The sequence below is a fragment of the Hymenobacter arcticus genome (assembly GCF_054779975.1).
In genome coordinates this window covers 228836-248283 of the sequence record NZ_BAAGXF010000007.1, presented here as the reverse complement: position 1 = coordinate 248283, position 19448 = coordinate 228836, and the positions used below count along the sequence as shown (strand labels likewise).

Annotated in this window: 17 protein-coding genes; 6 read left to right on the top strand and 11 right to left on the bottom strand. The window is 60.8% G+C overall.

Annotation, left to right across the window (positions count from 1 at the left end):
- The first annotated feature begins 140 nt into the window (after nt 1-140).
- From ACYVGC_RS14220 to ACYVGC_RS14195, 6 genes are all read left to right on the top strand, one after another.
- Nucleotides 141-824 (top strand): ABC transporter ATP-binding protein, encoded by a 684-nt coding sequence (locus tag ACYVGC_RS14220; protein WP_460584499.1) that lies wholly within the window; start codon nt 141-143, stop codon nt 822-824.
- A gap of 159 nt (nt 825-983) precedes the next feature.
- Nucleotides 984-2237: an ABC transporter permease gene (locus ACYVGC_RS14215; protein ID WP_460584498.1), complete on the top strand. Its 1254-nt coding sequence runs from the start codon at nt 984-986 to the stop codon at nt 2235-2237.
- On the top strand, nt 2234-3424 hold the full coding sequence (locus ACYVGC_RS14210; RefSeq protein ID WP_460584497.1) for an ABC transporter permease: 1191 nt from the start codon (nt 2234-2236) through the stop codon (nt 3422-3424). The genes ACYVGC_RS14215 and ACYVGC_RS14210 overlap by 4 nt, the downstream gene beginning before the upstream one ends.
- 153 nt (nt 3425-3577) lie before the next feature.
- Nucleotides 3578-4279, top strand: a complete 702-nt coding sequence (locus ACYVGC_RS14205; RefSeq protein ID WP_460584496.1) for a head GIN domain-containing protein — start codon at nt 3578-3580, stop codon at nt 4277-4279.
- Between the two features lie 149 nt (nt 4280-4428).
- Nucleotides 4429-5802 (top strand): sigma-54-dependent transcriptional regulator, encoded by a 1374-nt coding sequence (locus ACYVGC_RS14200; protein WP_460584495.1) that lies wholly within the window; start codon nt 4429-4431, stop codon nt 5800-5802.
- A gap of 22 nt (nt 5803-5824) precedes the next feature.
- Nucleotides 5825-7141: a sensor histidine kinase gene (locus ACYVGC_RS14195; protein ID WP_460584494.1), complete on the top strand. Its 1317-nt coding sequence runs from the start codon at nt 5825-5827 to the stop codon at nt 7139-7141.
- Nucleotides 7142-7213: 72 nt separating this feature from the next.
- On the opposite strand, the gene ACYVGC_RS14190 is transcribed toward ACYVGC_RS14195, so the two are convergent.
- From ACYVGC_RS14190 to ACYVGC_RS14140, 11 genes are all read right to left on the bottom strand, one after another.
- Nucleotides 7214-7867 carry a fatty acid desaturase gene (locus ACYVGC_RS14190; protein ID WP_460584517.1) on the bottom strand — a complete coding sequence of 218 codons (654 nt, stop codon included), beginning with the start codon at nt 7865-7867 and terminating at the stop codon, nt 7214-7216.
- 250 nt (nt 7868-8117) lie between these two features.
- Nucleotides 8118-8972, bottom strand: a complete 855-nt coding sequence (locus tag ACYVGC_RS14185; protein WP_460584493.1) for a 4-hydroxy-3-methylbut-2-enyl diphosphate reductase — start codon at nt 8970-8972, stop codon at nt 8118-8120.
- An 88-nt stretch (nt 8973-9060) separates the two neighbouring features.
- Nucleotides 9061-9528 (bottom strand): hypothetical protein, encoded by a 468-nt coding sequence (locus tag ACYVGC_RS14180; RefSeq protein WP_460584492.1) that lies wholly within the window; start codon nt 9526-9528, stop codon nt 9061-9063.
- Between the two features lie 177 nt (nt 9529-9705).
- On the bottom strand, nt 9706-10548 hold the full coding sequence (locus ACYVGC_RS14175) for a phytoene/squalene synthase family protein (RefSeq protein ID WP_460584491.1): 843 nt from the start codon (nt 10546-10548) through the stop codon (nt 9706-9708).
- A 168-nt stretch (nt 10549-10716) separates the two neighbouring features.
- Nucleotides 10717-12186, bottom strand: a complete 1470-nt coding sequence (locus ACYVGC_RS14170; RefSeq protein WP_460584490.1) for a phytoene desaturase family protein — start codon at nt 12184-12186, stop codon at nt 10717-10719.
- Between the two features lie 52 nt (nt 12187-12238).
- The gene (locus tag ACYVGC_RS14165) at nt 12239-13606 is read right to left on the bottom strand and encodes a DUF6138 family protein (RefSeq protein WP_460584489.1); all 1368 of its coding nucleotides are present in this window, start codon (nt 13604-13606) and stop codon (nt 12239-12241) included.
- 154 nt (nt 13607-13760) lie between these two features.
- Nucleotides 13761-14318 carry an RNA polymerase sigma factor gene (locus tag ACYVGC_RS14160; protein WP_460584488.1) on the bottom strand — a complete coding sequence of 186 codons (558 nt, stop codon included), beginning with the start codon at nt 14316-14318 and terminating at the stop codon, nt 13761-13763.
- A 164-nt stretch (nt 14319-14482) separates the two neighbouring features.
- Complete coding sequence (locus ACYVGC_RS14155) at nt 14483-15403, bottom strand: MerR family transcriptional regulator (protein WP_460584487.1); 921 nt, start codon at nt 15401-15403, stop codon at nt 14483-14485.
- A 171-nt stretch (nt 15404-15574) separates the two neighbouring features.
- Entirely contained in the window at nt 15575-16051 is a 477-nt protein-coding gene (locus ACYVGC_RS14150) for a sterol desaturase family protein (RefSeq protein ID WP_460584486.1), read from the bottom strand.
- 141 nt (nt 16052-16192) lie between these two features.
- Nucleotides 16193-16999 carry an enoyl-CoA hydratase/isomerase family protein gene (locus ACYVGC_RS14145; RefSeq protein WP_460584485.1) on the bottom strand — a complete coding sequence of 269 codons (807 nt, stop codon included), beginning with the start codon at nt 16997-16999 and terminating at the stop codon, nt 16193-16195.
- Between the two features lie 133 nt (nt 17000-17132).
- A complete protein-coding gene (locus ACYVGC_RS14140; RefSeq protein WP_460584484.1) occupies nt 17133-19445 on the bottom strand; it encodes a ComEC/Rec2 family competence protein in 2313 nt (770 codons plus the stop codon).
- Nucleotides 19446-19448: the final 3 nt, after the last annotated feature.

The following is a 19448-nucleotide window of genomic DNA, read 5'->3' as shown; positions in this document are numbered from 1 at the left end:
GCCGCCCGGCCCGTAGCGCGAAGTTTTCACTTCGTGCGCGAGCGCAGCGAGCATCATCGTTCGCGCCGCCCGGCCCCGCCTGCTCGCTGCGCTCACGCACGAAGCAGAGCTTCGCGCTACTCACTTCTTTCCCCTTCCTTATGCAACCCACTCCCCCCGTCATTCGCCTCACCAATCTCGAAAAGGTGTACCAAACCAAAACCATTGAAACCGTGGCCCTTAGCCAGGTTAATATCAGCATTTCGCGGGGCGAGTTCGTGTCCGTTATGGGACCCAGCGGCTGCGGCAAGTCTACGCTGCTCAGCCTCATGGGCTTGCTGGATGAGCCCAGCTCCGGCACCATTGAGATTGACGGCCGGCCGGTTACCTCCTACTCCGATAAGGAGCTGGCGGGGCTGCGCAACCACAAAATCGGCTTCGTTTTCCAGAGCTACCACCTCATCAACGACCTCTCGGTGGTCGATAACGTGGAGCTGCCCCTGCTCTACCGGCCCGGCGTGAACGGAGCCGAGCGCCGCCGCCGCGCCCTGGCCGCCCTCGACCAGGTGGGCCTCAATGCGCGCACCGGCCACTTTCCGGCGCAGCTTTCGGGTGGGCAGCGGCAGCGCGTGGCCATTGCCCGCGCCCTGGCCGGCCAGCCCGAAATTATCCTGGCCGACGAGCCCACCGGCAACCTCGACTCGGTAATGGGCGAGGAAATAATGGACCTGCTGCTGGGCCTCAACCGCCAGGGCACCACCCTGGTAATGGTGACCCACGACGAGCAGCAGGCCCGCAAAACCGGCCGCCTCATCCGCTTCTTCGACGGCCGGCAGGTGGCGTGAGCCGCTTTTAGTAGCCTCACTCAACGCTTGTCATTGCGAGGAGGAACGACGAAGCAATCTTTCCTTTTCGCTCGCGCAGTTGCTCTTGCGCCAAGGAGAGATTGCCACACTCCACTTCGTTGCGCTCGCAATGACAGCCGATTATAAAATTCAAAAATCATGCTTTTAAGCTACCTAAAAATCGCCTGGAAGGTCTTGCTGCGGCGCAAGGTTTTCACCGCCATCAGCCTGTTCGGCATCAGCTTTACGCTGATGATTTTGCTGGTCGTGTACGCCCTGGTTGATTACGCCGCGGGGTCGCACCGGCCCGAGCTGCACACCGACCGGCTGCTGTTCATCAACCGCATGCAGCTGATGTATCACGATGGGGGCAACAGCAACAGCAGCCTGGGCTACTCATTTCTGGACCAGCACGCCCGCACCCTGCGCACCCCCGAAAAAGTGTCTATCAGCGAGACTAATTGGGGTACGGCTGTGGCCTACGTAGGGCAGCAGGTGTTGAAGTTTGACCGCAAGCGCACGGATGGCGCGTTCTGGCAAGTGCTGGATTTTGACTTCTTGGAAGGCCGACCCTACAACCAGCGCGAAGTGCAGCAAGAAGCGCATGTGGCAGTACTAAGCGCCACCACCGCCCGGCGCTACTTTGGCACCGCTGCGGGGGTAGTGGGGCGCGAAATAGTGCTCGATGCGGTGCCCTACCTCGTGGTGGGCGTAGTGCACGACGTATCGCTGGTGCGGCTGCACACCTATGCCGAGCTGTGGTTGCCCATCTCGGCCATTGCCGACAACCTGCACGACCCCGAATACCTGGGCAGCTACCAGGCCATTGTGCTGGCGCGCCGCCCGGCCGATGTGCCCCTCATTAAAGAGGAATACCTGCGGGCTATCAACCGCGTGCCGCTGCCCGACCCCAAGGTCTATAGCAAAGTCAATTCGCGGGCGCAAACGCTGCTGGCTTCCTCGCTGGGCAGCAACGAAAACGCCACCGAAGAGGAAGGCGCCGCGGGCCCCTTTCTACGGCTGGTGGGGGGCATAGGCCTATTGTTTCTGCTGCTGCCGGCTCTCAACCTGGTCAACATCAATGTGAGTCGCACGCTGGAGCGCTCTTCCGAAATTGGCGTGCGCAAGGCCTTCGGGGCCACGGGCCGGCGGCTAGTGGGGCAGTTTCTCATCGAGAATATTTTCCTTACCCTGTGCGGAGCCGGGTTAGGCCTTGGGCTGGCGGCCGGGGTACTGGCGCTGCTTAATAGCAGCCACCTGGTGCCCTACGCCACGTTTGAGCTGAATGGGCGGGTGTTTGTGGCGGCCCTGGGCGTAGCCCTGTTTTTCGGAATCTTGTCGGGGGCTTACCCAGCCCATAAAATGTCGAAGCTACACGCCGTAAAGGCCTTAAAAGGAGACTTAAGCGCATGATACGCCACCTATTCACCCTGATGTGGAACCGCCGGCGGGCCAACGCCCTGCTGGCCCTAGAGATTCTGCTGGCTTTCGTGGTGCTCTTCGCCGTGAGCAGCATAGGCGTATTCTACTGGACTAACTACCGGGCCCCGCTAGGGTTTGCCTACGAAAACGCGTGGCAGATTGGCCTCAGCCCCGGCACGCAGCCCCACGCCGAGCAATTTGGCACCTTGCAGCAGGTGCTGGCGCAGCTGCGCAGCACGCCGGGCGTGGTAGCCGTATCGCGCAGCCAGGACAATACGCCCTTTGCCTTCAGCAACAACACCACCAACCTGGAATACGGCGAGGGCCCCGCCAAGCGGTCAGTCGGCGATATAAATATTTACAGCGCTGGTCCCGAACTGCGCGACGTTATGGAGGTGCAATTGCACGAAGGCCGCTGGTTCGACCGCCGCGACGAGGCAGCCAACCTCACGCCCATCGTCATCGACGAGCGACTGCGCGAGCAGCTTTTCGAGCCGGGGCAGGCAGCGGTGGGCCAGGTAGTGCGCAGCGGCAACGAGCGCTGGCGCATTATGGGCGTGAGCGGCCCCTACCGGGCCGACGGCGAATTAAGCGAGCCCAAGCCGGGCCTGTTTCGCTACGTAGACCCACAGGACACCACCCGCGCGCTATTTAAGCTGCTAGTGCGGGTGCGGCCAGGGGCCGGGGCAGTATTGGAAAAGCGAATTATCGATGATATTCGAGCTATTAATCCACTCTGGCACAGTAGTGTCGATTATTTAACCGAAATGCGCATTGCGCAGTTGAAAGTAAAGCTGACTCCGCCGGCTATCCTGGGGGTAGTGTGCGTATTCTTGATTGTGAACGTAATGCTGGGCCTCTTCGGCGTACTGTGGCTCAACATTAGCCAACGGCGCGGCGAGCTGGGCGTGCGCCGGGCGCTGGGCGCTACCGGTGCGGCCATCAGCGGGCAAATTGTGGGGGAGATACTGGTACTCACCACGTTTGGGCTGGGGCTGGGGCTGCTGGTAGCAGCCCAGTTTCCGCTGCTGGGCGTGTTCAATGTAAAAACGAGCGTGTACCTCACCGCCATGGCGCTGGCCGCCGCCGGCCTCTACCTGCTGGCCGCCGCCTGCGCGCTCTACCCCAGCCGGCTGGCGGCTGGCATCCAGCCCGCAGTGGCCCTGCGCGAAGAATAATAAAGCCGTGGGGCAACCGCTGGGGCTAGCGCTTCATCTGACGAGGAATGCCGGCGAGCGCAGAAAAAGATTCTTCGCCGCCGTAACGAACACCTTACCAGCCCGGTACCCACTGCAACCTCCTTTCCTCACGCCACTTTTCACGCTACTGCCATGAAAAACCTGCTGCTTGCCGCCGCCCTTTGGCTCGTTGCCCTCGCCCCCACCCTGGCCCAAACCGGCCGCGAAGTGCGCGAAGTCCCCACCTTCCACGCCCTCGAAGTGAGCAGCGGCATCGAGCTGCACTTGGTAGCCGGCCCCACCCAGCGCGTGGAAGTGAGCGCCGACACCCCAGAAAACCAGGCCCGCATCAAAACCACCGTGGAGGGCGGCGTGCTGCGCGTGCAGTTCGACGTGCTCAAGTCACAGCCCTGGCGCCGCGACCACCGCGGCCGGCTCCAGGCCTATGTAACGGCCGCCCAGCTCACCGGCCTGCAAGCCAGCAGCGGCTCCGAGCTGGAAGTAGCCGGCCCCTACCCCACCACCGACTTGCAGCTCGAAGTATCGTCGGGCGCCACTCTCAAGGGTGAATTTGCCGCCACTTCCATTCAGGCGCGCCTCAGCAGCGGCTCCGAGGCCGTGGTGAGCGGCAGCACCCAACGGCTGGAGGTACACACGAGCAGCGGCGCGTCCTTCACCGGTAAAAACCTGCAAGCGGCTGATTGCCAGGCCTCAGCCAGTAGCGGTGCCAGCATCACAGTGGCCGTGCAAAAAACGCTGTCGGCCAAAGCCAGCAGCGGCGGCAGCGTGAGCTACGCCGGCTCGCCTACGGTGGCCAAGCACACCAGCAGCGGCGGCAGCGTAGGCGGCTACTAACCTAGCATTAATTTCTATATAAAGAAGCTGTTTAAGAAGAAGTCTTGCTTCGGCAAGCTCAGCATGACTTCTTCTTAAACAGCTTCTTCAAACCGCGCTAGCCCAACACCCGACTTTTGCCCGGCGCACCCCGTACTTTCGACTACCCCATGATTCTGGTTATTGACGACGACGTAGCCATTCGCACCTCCCTGCGGCTGCTGCTCAAGCAGGCCGGCTACGCCACCACGGCCGTAACTGGCCCCGCCGAGGCGCTGGCCGCCGTGCGCGCGGCCCCACCCGCGCTGGTGCTACTCGACATGAATTTTACGGCCGCCACTAGCGGGGCCGACGGCCTGGCCCTGCTGGCCGAGCTAAAAGCGCTGGCCCCCGCCGTGCCCGTTATCCTGCTCACGGGCTGGGGCAGCATTGCGCTGGCAGTGGCCGGCATGAAAGCCGGCGCGGCCGAGTTCGTGACCAAGCCCTGGCAGAACGAGGCCCTGCTCCAAACCATTGCCACCGTGCTGGCCATTCAGGCGCCCACCGAGGCCGCACCGCTGGCGGGCCGCAAGGCGCTCGATAAGCAATTTGCCCTCAGCAATATAGTGGGTGAGGATGCCCGCCTGCTGGCCGTGCTACGCCAGGTGGGCCAGGTGGCCGCCACCGATGCCTCGGTGCTGATAGAGGGCGAAAGCGGCACCGGCAAGGAGCTGATTGCCGAGGCCCTGCACCACAACAGCCGCCGCCGCCAGCAGCCCTTCGTGAAGGTGAACCTCGGCGGCATTTCGTCTTCCCTATTTGAAAGCGAGATGTTTGGTCACCGACGCGGGGCCTTCACCGATGCCCGCGCCGACCGCGTGGGCCGCTTCGAGCTGGCCAACGGCGGCACCATCTTCCTGGACGAGATTGGCGAGCTCGAACTAGCCAGCCAGGTGAAACTGCTGCGCGTGCTGCAAGACCGCACCTACGAGGTGCTCGGCGACAGCAAGCCCCGCCGCCTCGACCTGCGCGTGGTGGCTGCCACCAATAAAAACCTGGCTGACTTGGTGGCCCAGGGCCTCTTCCGCGAAGACCTGTTTTACCGCCTCAATCTCATCACGCTGCACCTGCCCGCCCTGCGTGAGCGCCCCACCGATATTGGTGCGCTGGCCCGGCACTTTGTGGCCCAGCTGCGCGCCACCTACCAGCGGCCCGGTCTGCGCCTGGGCACCGCCGCCGCCCACTGGCTGCAAGCCCAGCCGCTGCCCGGCAACATCCGCGAGCTCAAAAACCTGGTGGAGCGCGCCGTGCTCACCACCCCCCACGATGAGCTCACGCCCGCCGACTTCCAGGCCAAAGCCACGATTTCCCCTGCGGTCCAAACCCCCGCTTCCACTCTACCCGCCCCCGGCTCCATGACCCTGGAAGCCCTTGAGGAACAAATGATTCGCCAAAGCGTGACCCATTACCAAGGCAACCTAAGCCAGGTGGCGCGGGCGCTCGGCCTCAGCCGCGGCGCGCTCTACCGGCGGCTCGATAAATTTGGCATCCCGTATAGCGAATAGCGCGGACGGTTAACTCCACCTCATGCCACTTCGCTTTCAGCTCGCCCTATTCCTACTGCTACTCTACGGGCTGCTAGCGGCGCTACTGGTGCAGGTGCGCACGAGTAGCCCGCTGCTGTTTGTCGCTGGCGAGGTAGCATTGGTAGCCAGCCTGGGGTTGGCCTGGACGCTCTACCGGGGCCTGCTGCGCCCCATCCAACTCATTGAAGCCGGCACGGCGGCGCTGCAAGCGCAGGATTTCAGCCTGAAATTCCTACCCGTGGGCCAGCCTGCCCTCGACCGCCTCGTAGCGGTGTACAACAACATGCTCGACGCCCTGCGCCAGGAGCGCCTGGGCCAGCACGAGCAGGGTGTGCTGCTGAAGCGGCTCATTCAGGCCTCGCCGGCGGGCATTTTGCTACTCGATTTCGACGCCACCATCACGGAGGCCAACGCCGCCGCCGCCCGCGCCCTGGGCCAGCCGGCCGCCGCATTAGCTGGGCAAGCCGTGGCCACGCTGCCCGCCCCCTGGGGTGCGGCGCTGGCCATGCTGGCCGCCGGGCAGCTGCACACCCTACGCCTGCCCAATGGCCAAACCTACCGCGCCGCCGCCGCGCACTTCTTCGACCGGGGCTTTCAGCGCCGCTTCGTGGTGCTGGAGGAGCTGACTCAGGAGCTGCAAGCCCAGGAAAAAATCACCTATGAGCGCCTCATCCGCCTCATGGCGCACGAGGTCAACAACTCCATCGGGGCCGTAAACTCGCTGCTGGGTAGCCTGCGCTACTACGCGCCGCAGCTCGACCCGGCCGACCAGCCCGATTTTGCGCAGGCTCTGGAGGTGAGCATCACCCGCAATACTCAGCTGGCCGACTTCGTGGCCGGCTACGCGCGGCTGGTGCGCCTGCCCCCGCCCGCGCCCCACCCCCTCGACCTGCACCAGCTGCTGCGCGACTTGGGCCACCTGCTGGCTGCCCAAAGCGCCGCGCACAACATTCAGTGGCACTGGCAATTAGCTGATAACATGCCAATTATAGCAGCCGATTCGCAGCAGCTTACCCAAGCCCTGCTCAACGTGGCCAAAAACGCGCTCGAAGCCATTGGCCCCAGCGGCGGCCACGTGTGGGTGCGCACCACCGCCGAGCCGCCCACGCTTACTATCGAAAATGACGGCCCACCCCTCACGCCCGAGGTCAGCCAGCGGCTGTTCACGCCCTTTTTCAGCACCAAGCCCAGCGGCCAGGGCCTCGGCCTGCTGCTGGTGCGCGACATTCTGCGGGCCCACGGCTTCGCCTTCCGCCTCGAAACTGGGGCTAACGGCCGCACCGCTTTCACGTGTGCGCTGACTGCTAATTTGGGATAGAACAGGCTAAAAGAACGTCATGCTGAGCTTGCCGAAGCATGGCGTTCTTCTAGCTTTCTCCTAAAATCTACCCTACCTAGCAGTCTCCTTGGTGCGCCACAGGCGCCACCAAGGCAGGTAGGGCTGGTCGTGGTGCTCGTAGTGGTAGCCGAAAAAGTAGCAGCTCACAAAGGCCCACACATGGTGCCGCAGCTGGCTGCGCGCCTTGTGCTGGTTATCGTACTCATGCTCACCCCGATGCGGCAAATACGTACCGAAGAAAAACAGCTGCAACGTGGCCAGCACCGCCGGTATCATCCAGAAGGCAATGACGTTGGCCTGCGGAAAATATAGCTTCAACACGTTGTAGGTCAGGGCCATGAGTAGCACCTGCCACCAAGTCACATAGTTCCAGGCGAAGCGTAGCAGCCAGGGCAGGAAGCCAGGGTGATGCTCGGGATGAAAATCGGGGTCGTCCTGGGTGCCCACGTGGCGGTGGTGGTCGTGATGCTTGGGCAGTTGCCGCGGAAACCAATTGTAGGCAAACAGCAGCGCGCATATGGTACCAAGGGCGTTGTTCAGCCGTTTATTAGGGCTCACCACGCCGTGCATGGCATCGTGTGCCGTAATAAAAAGCCCGGTGTACAGGTGCGTTTGCAGCAGCAGCAGCAGGTAGGGCGCGGGCGAGCGCCAGTCGGGCTCATAAGCCGCCAGCAAAAATACTAGGAGCCCGCCCCAGGCCACCATAATGAGTAGCGCCGAGGCCACGCCCTTGCCCGCCAGCGGCGCGGGGCGCACTACCCGACCCACAATTTTTTCAGATTGAACGGATTGCACAGATTTCGTAGCCGATTGGTATCAGTAAACCAAGTAACCCCCGAACGCCCCAAAAAGTCGTCCCCAAAATCCAATTAATTCAAAAAGCCCGGTCAGCAAGCTAAATTCCCGAACCAGCCCCAAAATCCGACCAATCCGAAGAATCCGATAAATCCGCGTTCTAGAAACGCTCCAGGGCGTCGCGCACCTGTTCCATCAGCCACATGGGCGTGCTGGTGGCCCCACAAATACCCACCGACTGGCCCGGCAAAAACCAGCTCTGGCAAATTTGCTCGGTATTCGACACGAAGTGCGTCTGCGGGTTAGTTTCCTTACACACCTGGTACAGCACCTTGCCGTTCGAGCTTTTGGTGCCCGATACAAATACCACCTGGTCGAACTGGGCCGCGAAGCGTCGCAGGGCCTCGTCGCGGTTGCTCACCTGCCGGCAAATGGTGTCGTTGGCATTGATGTTATAGCCGCGGCTAATCAGCTCATTCTTAATATTATAGAACGAAGCCGTGCTTTTGGTCGTCTGGCTGTATAGCGTAATATTGGCGGGCAGCTCGTGGCGCAGCAGCTCATCCAGGCTTTCAAACACGACAGCCTCGCCGCTGGTTTGGCCCAGCAGGCCCAGCACTTCGGCGTGGCCGTGCTTGCCGTAGATGAATATTTTTTCGCGCCGGTCGAAGCTGGTTTTGATGCGGTTCTGAAGCTTGAGCACCACCGGGCAGCTCGCGTCGATGAGGGTCAGGTTGTTTTCCATGGCCCGCTGGTAGGTACTCGGCGGCTCGCCGTGCGCCCGAATAAGCACGGCCTCATTGCGCAGGCCCTCGAACTGCTCGTGGCCGATGATGCGCAGGCCCTTTTGCTCCAGGCGGTGCACTTCCTCGTCGTTGTGCACGATGTCGCCCAGGCAATATAGGTAGCCTTGTTCATCCAAGATATCTTCGGCCATTTGGATGGCGTAAATCACGCCAAAGCAAAAGCCGGAGTTGGGGTCGATGCGAACGCTTAGATACAAACCAGATGGCATAGCGCGAAGCTAACCACAAACCAGCCTACAAGGTTGTCGCCAAGGTCCAAATTTTGAACGGTAACGTCTTGTTTTTAGTGGTTTTCGCCTAGCCTTTTACGCGGGCCAGGCGCTGGGCATCGTCGTCGCTCACGTGCTTGCGGTCTACTAAAAAGCCGCGCACCGTCTGAAACGCCTCAGCATCCATGCCCGAGCCGGGGTGTTGCAGGGCCGCATCGAGCAAAAAAGCCTTGTCCTCGTCCACATGCTTGCTTAAGCCCAGAAAAGGCGGCAGGTTGCTTTCTACCGAAAAGCGCAGGAAGCGAATTTCGGCATTGTCACCGTCCAAAGTCACGGCTTGCTCGAAGGTGCGGGCGGCCTGCTGCACGTAAGTGAGTTTATTGAGCATGGAGGCATCGCGGGCCTTAATTGCCTCAGAGGCAGCCTTATAGCCCAGAACCAGCGCATTTTGGCCAGCGTAGCCTTGCAGCAGCTTATAGAATTTTTCGCCGGCCTCCTTGTCGGCGGCGGCTTGCTCGTAGTGGTGGCGCAGGGTGGCGGGCTGGTAGGGCGACATGGACGAAATTCGAAGTAAAGGGCGACTTGATGCCGCACCGGAAGCTGCCGGCAGCGCGCTCAGCAACGCAAGAACAAGCAGTCGTTTCATAGGCGCAAAGCTAGGGAGAAGGCAATTATAGGGCCAGCGCCGAGCCCCGCCAACGTCTCTGTTATAAGCAAAGTGCCCCGCGCCGGCCTACACGGCCCGCAGGCGGTAGCGCAACCACGAGCCGGCCAGCAGCAGCAGCTTGGTGTTGTCGGGCAGGCGCACGCGCTCGGCCAGCACCTGCGTAGCCGGGGCCCGCCGCAGCTTATGGAACAGCTTGAGGTAATAGATGTAAGCCAAGTACACGCCCATGCGGGCCGCCCGCGGCAGCTGCTGAATGCCCACGTACGCGGCCTCAAAATCAGCCCGGATATCGTCTTCCACGGCCCGCTTGGCGGCGTCGTCAAACTGCTCGTAGCGCAGGCCGGGGAAATACACGCGGCCTCGCTCCTCGTAATCGGAGCGGATGTCGCGCAAAAAATTCACCTTCTGAAACGCCGCGCCCAGCCGCCGCGCCGGGGCCCTGAGCTGCTCGAATAGCGCCGGCTCACCCTGGCAAAACACGCGCAGGCACATCAGCCCCACCACCTCGGCCGAGCCGTAGATGTACTGCTCATACAGTTCCTGGCGGTAGTTGCGGTCCTCCAGGTCCATTTCCATGCTCCGCAAAAAAGCATCAATAAACTCGTGGTCAATAGCATACGCATTCACGGCCCACTGAAAGGCGTGCAGCACCGGGTTGAGGCTGAAGCCCGCCGCAATGGCCGCGTAGGTATCGCGCTCAAACTCGGCCAGCAGCGCCGCCTTATTTTGCGCGTGAAACGTATCCACGATTTCATCGGCCCAGCGCACAAACCCATACACCGCGTAAATGGCCCGGTGCAGCGATTTATCGAGGGTGCGAATACCTAGCGAAAACGACGTGCTATACCGCCGCGTAATGAGCTGCGCGCACGCCAGGCTGGTATCGGTAAAGAGTTGCTGTTGGTCCATTTAGCTATCAAAAATCATTCGTCATTGCGAGCGCAACGCAGTGGAGCGCGGCAATCTTTCCTGCTCATCTTCCCTTTCCTTTCGTCCTCAACGTCAGAATTACTAACACGACCGTCAAGGAAAGATTGCCGCGCTCCACTGCGTTGCGCTCGCAATGACAACTGGCAGTTATTTAATTTCCTTCAAAACTTCCCTCGCCACCACTTGGCCCGAGATGAGCGAGGGCGGCACGCCCGGCCCCGGCACCGTAAGCTGGCCCGTGAAATACAAGTTACTAACCTTGCTACTTTTCAGCGAAGGCTTCAGGATAGCAGTCTGTTTCAGCGTATTAGCCAGGCCGTAGGCGTTGCCTTTAAAGGAGTGATAATCGGCCACAAAATCGCGGTGGGCGTAGCTGCGCTTATACACCACGTGCTCGCGAATAGTATGGCCGCAGTGTTTTTCAAGCCGGTCCATTATCAGATTATAATACTTTTCGCGGGTGGCCTCGGGGTCGTCGAGGTCGGGGGCCACGGGCACCAGCAAAAACAGGTTTTCCTGGCCTTCGGGCGCTACCGTGGGGTCGGTTTTGCTGGGCACCGAGGCGTAGAACAGCGGCCGGCTGGGCCACTGCGGCGCTTCGTAAATCTCGTGCGCGTGCTGGCTGAAATCCTCGTCAAAAAACAGGTTGTGGTGCCGCAGCCGGTCCAGCCGGCGGTTCACGCCCAGGTAAAACAGCAGCGACGACGGGGCCATGGTGCGCGAGTCCCAGTACTGCGGCGAGTAATGCCGATATTCGGGCGCAAGCACTTGCTGCTCTATATGATGGTAATCGGCCCCGGCCACCACCGCATCGGCGGGCCAGAAGCCGCTGGCGGTGCGCACGCCGGTGGCGCGGCCGTTTTCCACCACTATTTCGCGCACCTCCTGGTCATACTCGATTTTCACGCCCAGCTCCTGAGCCAGGCTCACCATGCCGCGCACTATCTGGTGCATGCCGCCCTTGGGGTACCAGGTGCCCAGCGCCAGGTCGGCGTAGTTCATGAGCGAGTAGAGGGCGGGCGTGTTCTCAGGCGTAGCGCCCAGAAATAGCACCGGGAACTCAATGAGCTTCAGCAGCTTGGGGTGGCTGAAAAACTTACGGGCGTGCTTGGCCATGCTTTGCAGCAGGTCGAGGCGCACCGCGCCTTTCACGATTTCCCAATCCACAAACTCCAGCACCGAGCGGCTGGGCAGCTGCACAAATTTGTTGATGCCGACCTCGTATTTGTATTTGGCCTGGGCCAGAAAGGCATCTAGCCGCGCCGCGCTGCCCGGCTCCAGGCTTTCAAACAACTGCCGCAGCTCGGCCATGCCGGCCGGAATATCCACGGCATCATCGCCTTCAAAAATGACCTGGTACGAGGGGTCGAGCCGCACCAGCTCGTAGTAGTCGGCCACCTTCTTGCCAAACTTGGCAAAGTATTGCTCAAACACGCCCGGCATCCAGTACCAGCTAGGGCCCATGTCGAAGGTGAAACCCTGGGCTTCAAACACACGGGCCCGGCCACCGGGGCCACTATTCTTTTCGAGCAGCGTGACTTGCCAGCCGGCCTGGGCCAGGCTACTGGCGGCCGATAAGCCTGCAAAACCGGCTCCGATTACTACTGCGTGGGGCATTCTGGGGTAACTATAAATTTAATCAATACTTGCAAAAAGTATTGAGCAACAATTATTTATCTTGTTTAAACAACTCGGCGTACAACGGCCGCAGCTCCTCATTGGCGGCTTTCAACAGCTTGGGAGTTAGCGTAGAAGAGCCAAAAATAGCGTTCAGTACGTCCTCCCAGAGGTAGGCAATCAGGCTTTGCTGCTCGGTAACTACGCCATCCTCTAGAAAATCCGGGTCGATTGGTTCTTGTGATTCTTCAGGCAGGTAGGGCACAAAATTGTGCTTGCAGGCCAGCAGCAGTTCCAGGTTTTCGCGGGTGCTGAACTGCTCCGCAAACAGCTTGTAGTGCTTATGCGACTGCGTGGAGAGCAGGCAGTGCATAAACACGGGCAGCGTCGTCTTGTTAATACCAAATTGCGCCACGAAGGCCAGCGTAAACTTCTCCTGGATGGACTGGTGCTCCTCGTCCACCGTGCGCATATACTTGGTTACCAGGCCAAAGTACGCCTCACTCACCAAGCCCAGCGCAAACACAGCAAATGTCGAGGGCATTGCGCACTCTTCGGCGCTCAGATTATTATACCACTCGTGGGGCTTCATCGCCAGGTTGGCGTAGTCTACCAGCAACGGGTGCAGGCTTTCGTAGCGCACCGCATTGCCAAACAGCGCATTAACTCCTTTTTTAGGTAGTCCCTTGATGGGCAGCCAGTGCTTCTCGGGGGCCGAAAACTCGATGGTGTAGCTGCGCGGAAAGTCGGTTTGCAGCAGCTTATCGAGGAAGACCAGCGCCAGCTGGTAGCTTTCGGCCGCCTCCTGCTTCACCACGATTTTTATGGTGGCAAAGGCATCATTGGCTACGCAACTCACGCTTGAGTCCTTGTACTCAGTTACTTCGCGGGGCAAGGTGCCGCTCCCAAACTTCTTGAGTTGGGCCACTTCACCCGAGCCAAGGGCAGTTGCCATGTCGAAATACTCATTGGCCGTGACGCTGGCGTAGCTGGGGCCAAATTTCAAGTTGCAAACCGCCACGTAGCACATAAACTTTAGGTGGTCGGGGCTGACGCTCGCCAAGTCAGCCCCAGGGTTCAGTACATACTGCACGTTCCACCTATTCCCGGCATTCGTAAAAAACGGGTCACGAATGGTAGCTTCCAGCCACTTATCCAGCGGGTAGTGAATGCCGTTGAACCCATCGATATCGATTTTACGCAACTGCTCAACAAACTCTATGGCTTCAACCAACACAAACGGCTGCTGCTGAAGATAATAGGCTATCAGTGGGCTATCCAGGCAATCTGGGTAGCCGGGTAACCGGTACGGGTTAGGGTAAGCCTTGGTAGCAGTACACGTACCGGTAAAAACAGCTTCCACGTACTTCGCCAGCACCGCTTCATTGCCCTCGATAGTAGTGATATAGTTGGGGTTCATAGTGAGCAAGCGGGCTAGTTTAGCACTCCGCTGTTAGTAGCCAACGCCTTATGAGCTGCGAAGCTGCAAGCTAGCTCCGGTCAAACCAGTCTATAAAAAAGCCGCGCCTGCCGAGTGAACGGCAGGCGCGGCTTTCGGTTTGGGAAGCGGCCGGTTAATCCTCTACTTCTTCGGCCAGTATGCTACCACCACGGTCGGCGCCGGCGGGGGCATATACTTTCAAAGCGTTTTTGAGGTCCTTACGGGCAATGTGAATGCGGTTTTTCACGGTGCCAATCGGGATTTGCAGCTTCTCGGCAATCTCCAAGTACTTATAGCCAATATAGTACATCATAAAGGGCGTGCGGTAGTCGGTGCCCAGGCTGGCAATCGCCTCGTTGATGTCGCGCACCACAAAGTCGGTAGTAGCGCCGTTGTGCGTGATGTAGTTCTCATCGGTGTTGAAGTACTGGAAGTACTCCGTCGAGTCGATGTTGGAGCTACGCTTGGTTATCTTATTATAATTGTTGATGAAGGTGTTACGCATGATGGTGTACAACCATGCCTTCAAGTTGGTACCCGCTTTAAACTTGTCCTTGTTGAGCAGTGCTTTCAACAGCGTTTCCTGCACCAGGTCCTTGGCATCATCCGCATCGCGGGTGAGGTTCATGGCCACGGGACGGAGCGAGGAAGAAATTTTCTGCACTTGGGAGGTGAATTCCAGAGAAGTCATATTGTAGAAGGGTTCGTAGCAGAATCTTAAACAAAGATAATCCACAAGCAAGAAATACGGCTCACTTTCCGGTAGTTTTCTCAGCTTTTGTTGGCGCCCCGCTAGTCGGCTGGCAAAGGCGCACCTATGTACGTACAAGGATTAGCTAAAGGCAACTTCTCACATTATCTTTCTACTGCCTCTACCTTAACTTGCTGATTTATAAAGGGAATCAAATCCCGGAACTCGTGCAGGCACGCCAGCGGCAGGCAGCCCTCGGGCAGACCGGCCGTTTGCACTGCCAGCGACCCAAACAGCATTACAGTGGCCTCGGGGCACTGCGCGCGCAGCTCGGTGGCGAAGCTTTGCACCTGGCCGCGGGCCGGCGCGGTGGTGAGCACCGTAGCCAGCACCGTGGGCCGAAAAGCCTTAGCGGCGGCCACTACGTCGGCCAGCGGCAGGTTGGGGCCCAGGTAAAGCACCTGCCGGCCGCGAGCGCGCAGGGCGTAGTTCATGAAGAGCAACGCCAGCTCCTGCCATTCGCCCTCGGGCAAGAATAGCAGCCAGCGCGGTGCATCGGCCTGGGAAAGCGGAATGAGCGGCAGGGCATCGGCCGAGGCCATGAGCTCCTGGCGCAGCAGCTGGGCCACCAGGCGCTCCTGTGCTAGGCTCAGCGAGCCGGCTTTCCACGACACGGCCAGGCGCTGGAGCAGCGGGTAACCCAAGCGCAGCAGGGTGTCTTCGGTGCCCAGTTCACCAATGGCCTCGTCGAAAAGACGGTGTAGGCGCGGCTCGTCGAGGTCAAGCGAGGCGCTCATGAGGGCGTTGAGGCGCGGGCCATCGGCGGGCTGCACCTCGTTGCAGAGGGCCAGGGCGGCCGTTTGGCATTCTTCTTCGCTCAGGCGCACCACCTGCGAAATGCGCTGGCCGCGCCCGCACAGCGTGGCCACGTTGAGCAGGCGGCGCAAGTCCGCTTCCCCGTAGGTGCGGATGTTGGTGGCGGTGCGGCTAGGTTTGAGCAAGTTGTAGCGCTGCTCCCAGATGCGAATGGTGTGGGCTTTCACGCCGGAAAGCTGCTCCAAGTCGCTGATAGAGTAATGGGCCACTAGTTTGTTTTTTAGAGAAGAATAAATAAGAATCCCGCCCCCGGCCGGGTGGCCAAGCAGCGGGAAACGCCTACTTGAATAAGTTATAATCTACCGAATATCCTCATCACGTTTCCTTAATTACTAATTCACAAACCCTACAAATAGTTTGCCAGCGCCCCACGGCTCAGCTTAGTTTGCCCGCTTGGCGGCCTGCTCACGGGCTAGGCGCAAGTATTTGGGCGACACCCACAGCAGGCCAAATTCCTGCGAATGGTCGCGGCCCTGGGTTTTATGGTGCATTTTGTGGGCCATGTTGAGGGCCCGTAGGTACACACTGTCGGTCTTTTTCCAGAACGGCAGGCGGCCGTGAATCAGACCATCGTGCACAAAGAAATATACCGTGCCGTAGGCCGCAATGCCCACGCCCACCCAAAACCACCACCGCTGGCCATTATCACCGGTGATGAACAATACCGTTGAAATAGCCCCGTAAATCACAAAGAACCAGTCGTTTCGCTCAAACGGGCGCGGGCTGGGCCGCACGTGGTGCGAGCGGTGCAGCACCCACAGCGGCCCGTGCTGCACGTACTTGTGCATGAACCACGCCCAAAATTCCATGAAGCCAAACGTGGCGAGGGTGATAAGAATGGCAGCAAAAATTGACATGGCGAAAAACGTTTGTCCTTGCGAGCGCAACGCAGTGGAGCGCGGCAATCCTTCCTTGGCAAGCGGGTTAGTAACCCTTACAGCAAAAGAAAGATTGCCGCGCTCCACTGCGTTGCGCTCACAAGGACAGGGTTAAAAGGACTACCAATCAATCTTTTCTTTGTTTAGAAACGCGGCAATGCCACGGCGGCAATCGTCGGAGGCGCGGGTAGCGGCGTTGCGCTCGGCGGCGTAGCGCAGGCCATCTTCGAGGGCCAGCTCGGGCAGGCGGGCCAGTATTTCCTTGGTGATTTCGATGCTGTGGCCCGAATTTTCGCGGGCCAGGCGCAGGGCGTAGGCACGCACGGTTTCGGCCAGCTTATCCTTCTCGGCAATAAACGTAATGAGGCCATACTCAAGGGCTTGCTGGGCCGTAATAACGTCGCCGCTTAGCAGCAATTGCTTGGTGCGCGCCTCGCCAATGCGGCGCAGCAAAAACACGCTCACCACGGCGGGCAGGAAGCCGATTTTGACCTCCGTATAGCCAAACTTGGCCTCGGGCACGGCAAACGTGATGTCGCAGAGGGCGGCTAGGCCGCAACCGCCGGCCAGGGCGTGGCCCTGCACCTCGCCAATAACCAGCTTTTTGAGCGTATAAATCTGGTGAAAAAGCTGCATCAGGTGCGTGCTGTCGGCCAGATTTTCCTGGTAGGTATTGTCTTGCAGCTCTTGCAGGTACTTGAGGTCGGCCCCGGCGCAAAACACGTCGCCGGCGGCGCGCAGGATAATTACTTTCACTTTATCATCGGCTTCTGCCTGCTCGAAGGCTTGCTTTAGCTCAGTTACTACGTTGGCACTGAGCGCATTGCGCTTAGCTGGGCGATTAAGAGTAATATAGGCCAGGCGGTCCTGCACTTCGTATTGCAGGAAGCGCAGCGTATCGAGTTCCGGGGAGATAGAGTCGGTCATAGTGCGGTAAAATACGGTAAAAGCAGGCGGGTAGACTAAACGGGGGACGCGGGCGGGATATTTTGCATCAGGGCGGCGCGGGAAGTTACCGCAGAGGTACGCGGTGGTAAAGCGCTGAGGTACGCTGAGTTGTTCAGCGGCCGGGCGGCAGCTGGTAAGTAAAAGCACCTTGCTCGTTCACGTCCCAGGTGCGGAAGCCAGCGGCGCGCAGGGCCGAATCCTGGCGGGCGATGTACCAGCGCTTGCACGACGAGTCGAACACCACTTGGGTACCGGCTCCAAAGTGGGCGGCCAGGGCGTCGGGGTACAGGTAGGGGTTACGGCGCAGCACAACTACGTCGGCCGGCTGGGCGGGGGCACCGCCGGCCAGCCTGCGCAGGCTGCCGCTCACAAAGGCCACGCGCAGGCCGCGCCACTGGGCCAGCACCAGCGGCGCGGGTGGGTAGCGGTGGGCGGCCTCGGCGCTGTCGGGCGGAGCTACCTGGCGGGTGGGCACGGCCGAACCCACCCAGCCCACGCAGTAGCGCGGCGCGCGCGCGCGGCGCAGTATCAGGCTGGGCTTGAGGCGATAAGTACGCTCAGTTTCGGAGAGGGGCAGCGAATCGACGGTGGCAAACTCGACGGCCGCGCCCTGCCAAAACCCCACTACCGAGCGGCGCGGAATGCTGTATATCACAAACTCGCGCACCGGGGCCACGGCCCGCGCCTCGGCCACCCGGCTGCCACCGTAGAGGGCCAGCAGCGCCACGCACCAGCCCGCCCACGCCAGCCGCCGCGAGGCCGCAAACACGCAAAACGCTCCGATGAGCAGAAACACCAGCAGCGTCTGGCCCTGGCTGAGGTGCACGCCGCCCACTACCGCGCCCGGCAGCAGCCGGCCGATGAGAAAGATGTACTCGTTAAACAGCCAGATAAGGCTCTGAAACAGGTAGCCAATGAGCCGCGGCAGCCAGTCGAGTGCCGCTACGGCCGCCGCGGGCAGCACCAAACCCACCAGCGCCACCAGGCCCTTGGCCAGTAGCAGTACCACGCCCACGTACACGGCCACGCTCGAAATGGGCACGGCTATTAGGTTGGATAGTAGAAAGTTAAACGGAAACTGATGGAAATAATACAGTCCCAGCGGAAACGTAGCTACCTGCGCCGCCAGCGACAGCGCCGTGAGTTGCCAGCTGGCCTCGGCCAGCCAGGCGGCGGCGCGCCAGGCTTTTTGCACGGCCGGCGCGTGCCAGCTACGGCGGCGGTCAAGGAAGAAATTGCGCACATCGAACCAGCGCACAATGCGCGGCTGCAAGTACACGATGCTCAGCACGGCTAAGAAGGAGAGCTGAAAACCCACGTCGCACAGCAGGTAGGGATTCCAGAGCAGCAGGCAAAACGCTGCCGCGCTCAGCGTATTAAACAAGCTGCTCTGCCGCTCCCAGGCCTGCCCCACAATCACGAGCGTGAACATGACCGTGGCCCGCAGCACCGACGCCGAGAGGCCCGTGAGGAACGCGTAGCTCCAGATGAGGGCCAGCCCCAGCCCGGCCGTGGCCAGCCGCCGCCGCCACACCGCGCCGCCGGAACTGCTCAAGGGCACCCGCGCCAGCAGCCACTGCAACGCCGCAAACAGCAGCCCCACCTGCAAGCCGCTCACGGCCATGATGTGCGTGGTGCCCGTGTTGGCGTAGGCCTGCTTGGTTTCCTGGTCAATATCGTCCTTAAAGCCCAGCACCAGCGCCGTGCCCAGCGCGTACTCGCGTAGGCTGGGCACGTAGCGGCGCAGCACCCCATCGAGCACGGCCGCCGTGCGCTGGCTGACAGCCAACGCCGCACTTAACGGCGCGTAGCCCAGCACTTTATACTGCCCTTGGTGCACGTATTGCGAATGGTACACCTGGTGCGTTTCCAGGTAGCGGCGGTAGTCAAACTCGCCCAGGTTGGCGGGGCCTTTGCTCGGCTCGGGCGCGCCCTGCACCAGCCACACCTCGCCGTAGCGCGGGGCCCGCACCGAGTCGGCCGTTTCGCGGCGCGGCAGGCTGATGCGGATGCCGCCCGTGGCCACTTGCCAGCGCCCGGCCACCCGCACTGCCTGCACCCGCACGGTGGTGGCAAAGGTGCTGGCCCGCACCACGGGGGCCTCGTCCACGGTGGCGCGGTAAAACTCGATGCGCGGGGCCAGGTACCCAATGTGGTCGGGCCGGCGGCTTTCGGTAGCGACCTGGCTGCGGGCAAAACCCAGGGCCGCCACTGCCAGCAAGCCTACCATACCCACCGCATCGGTGGCGGCCGGGCTGGGTTGGCGCTGGCTCCACAGCCATGCTAGCAAGTAGCTTACTACCAACCCTATACACCAAGGTGCTGCGCTACCTGCCCACGCCTGCCCCAGGTAGAGATACCCCGCAATGCCGCCGATAAAAGCCAGCGCCACGCGCAAAAAAGGGGCCGAGGACCAGGTAAGCATTGA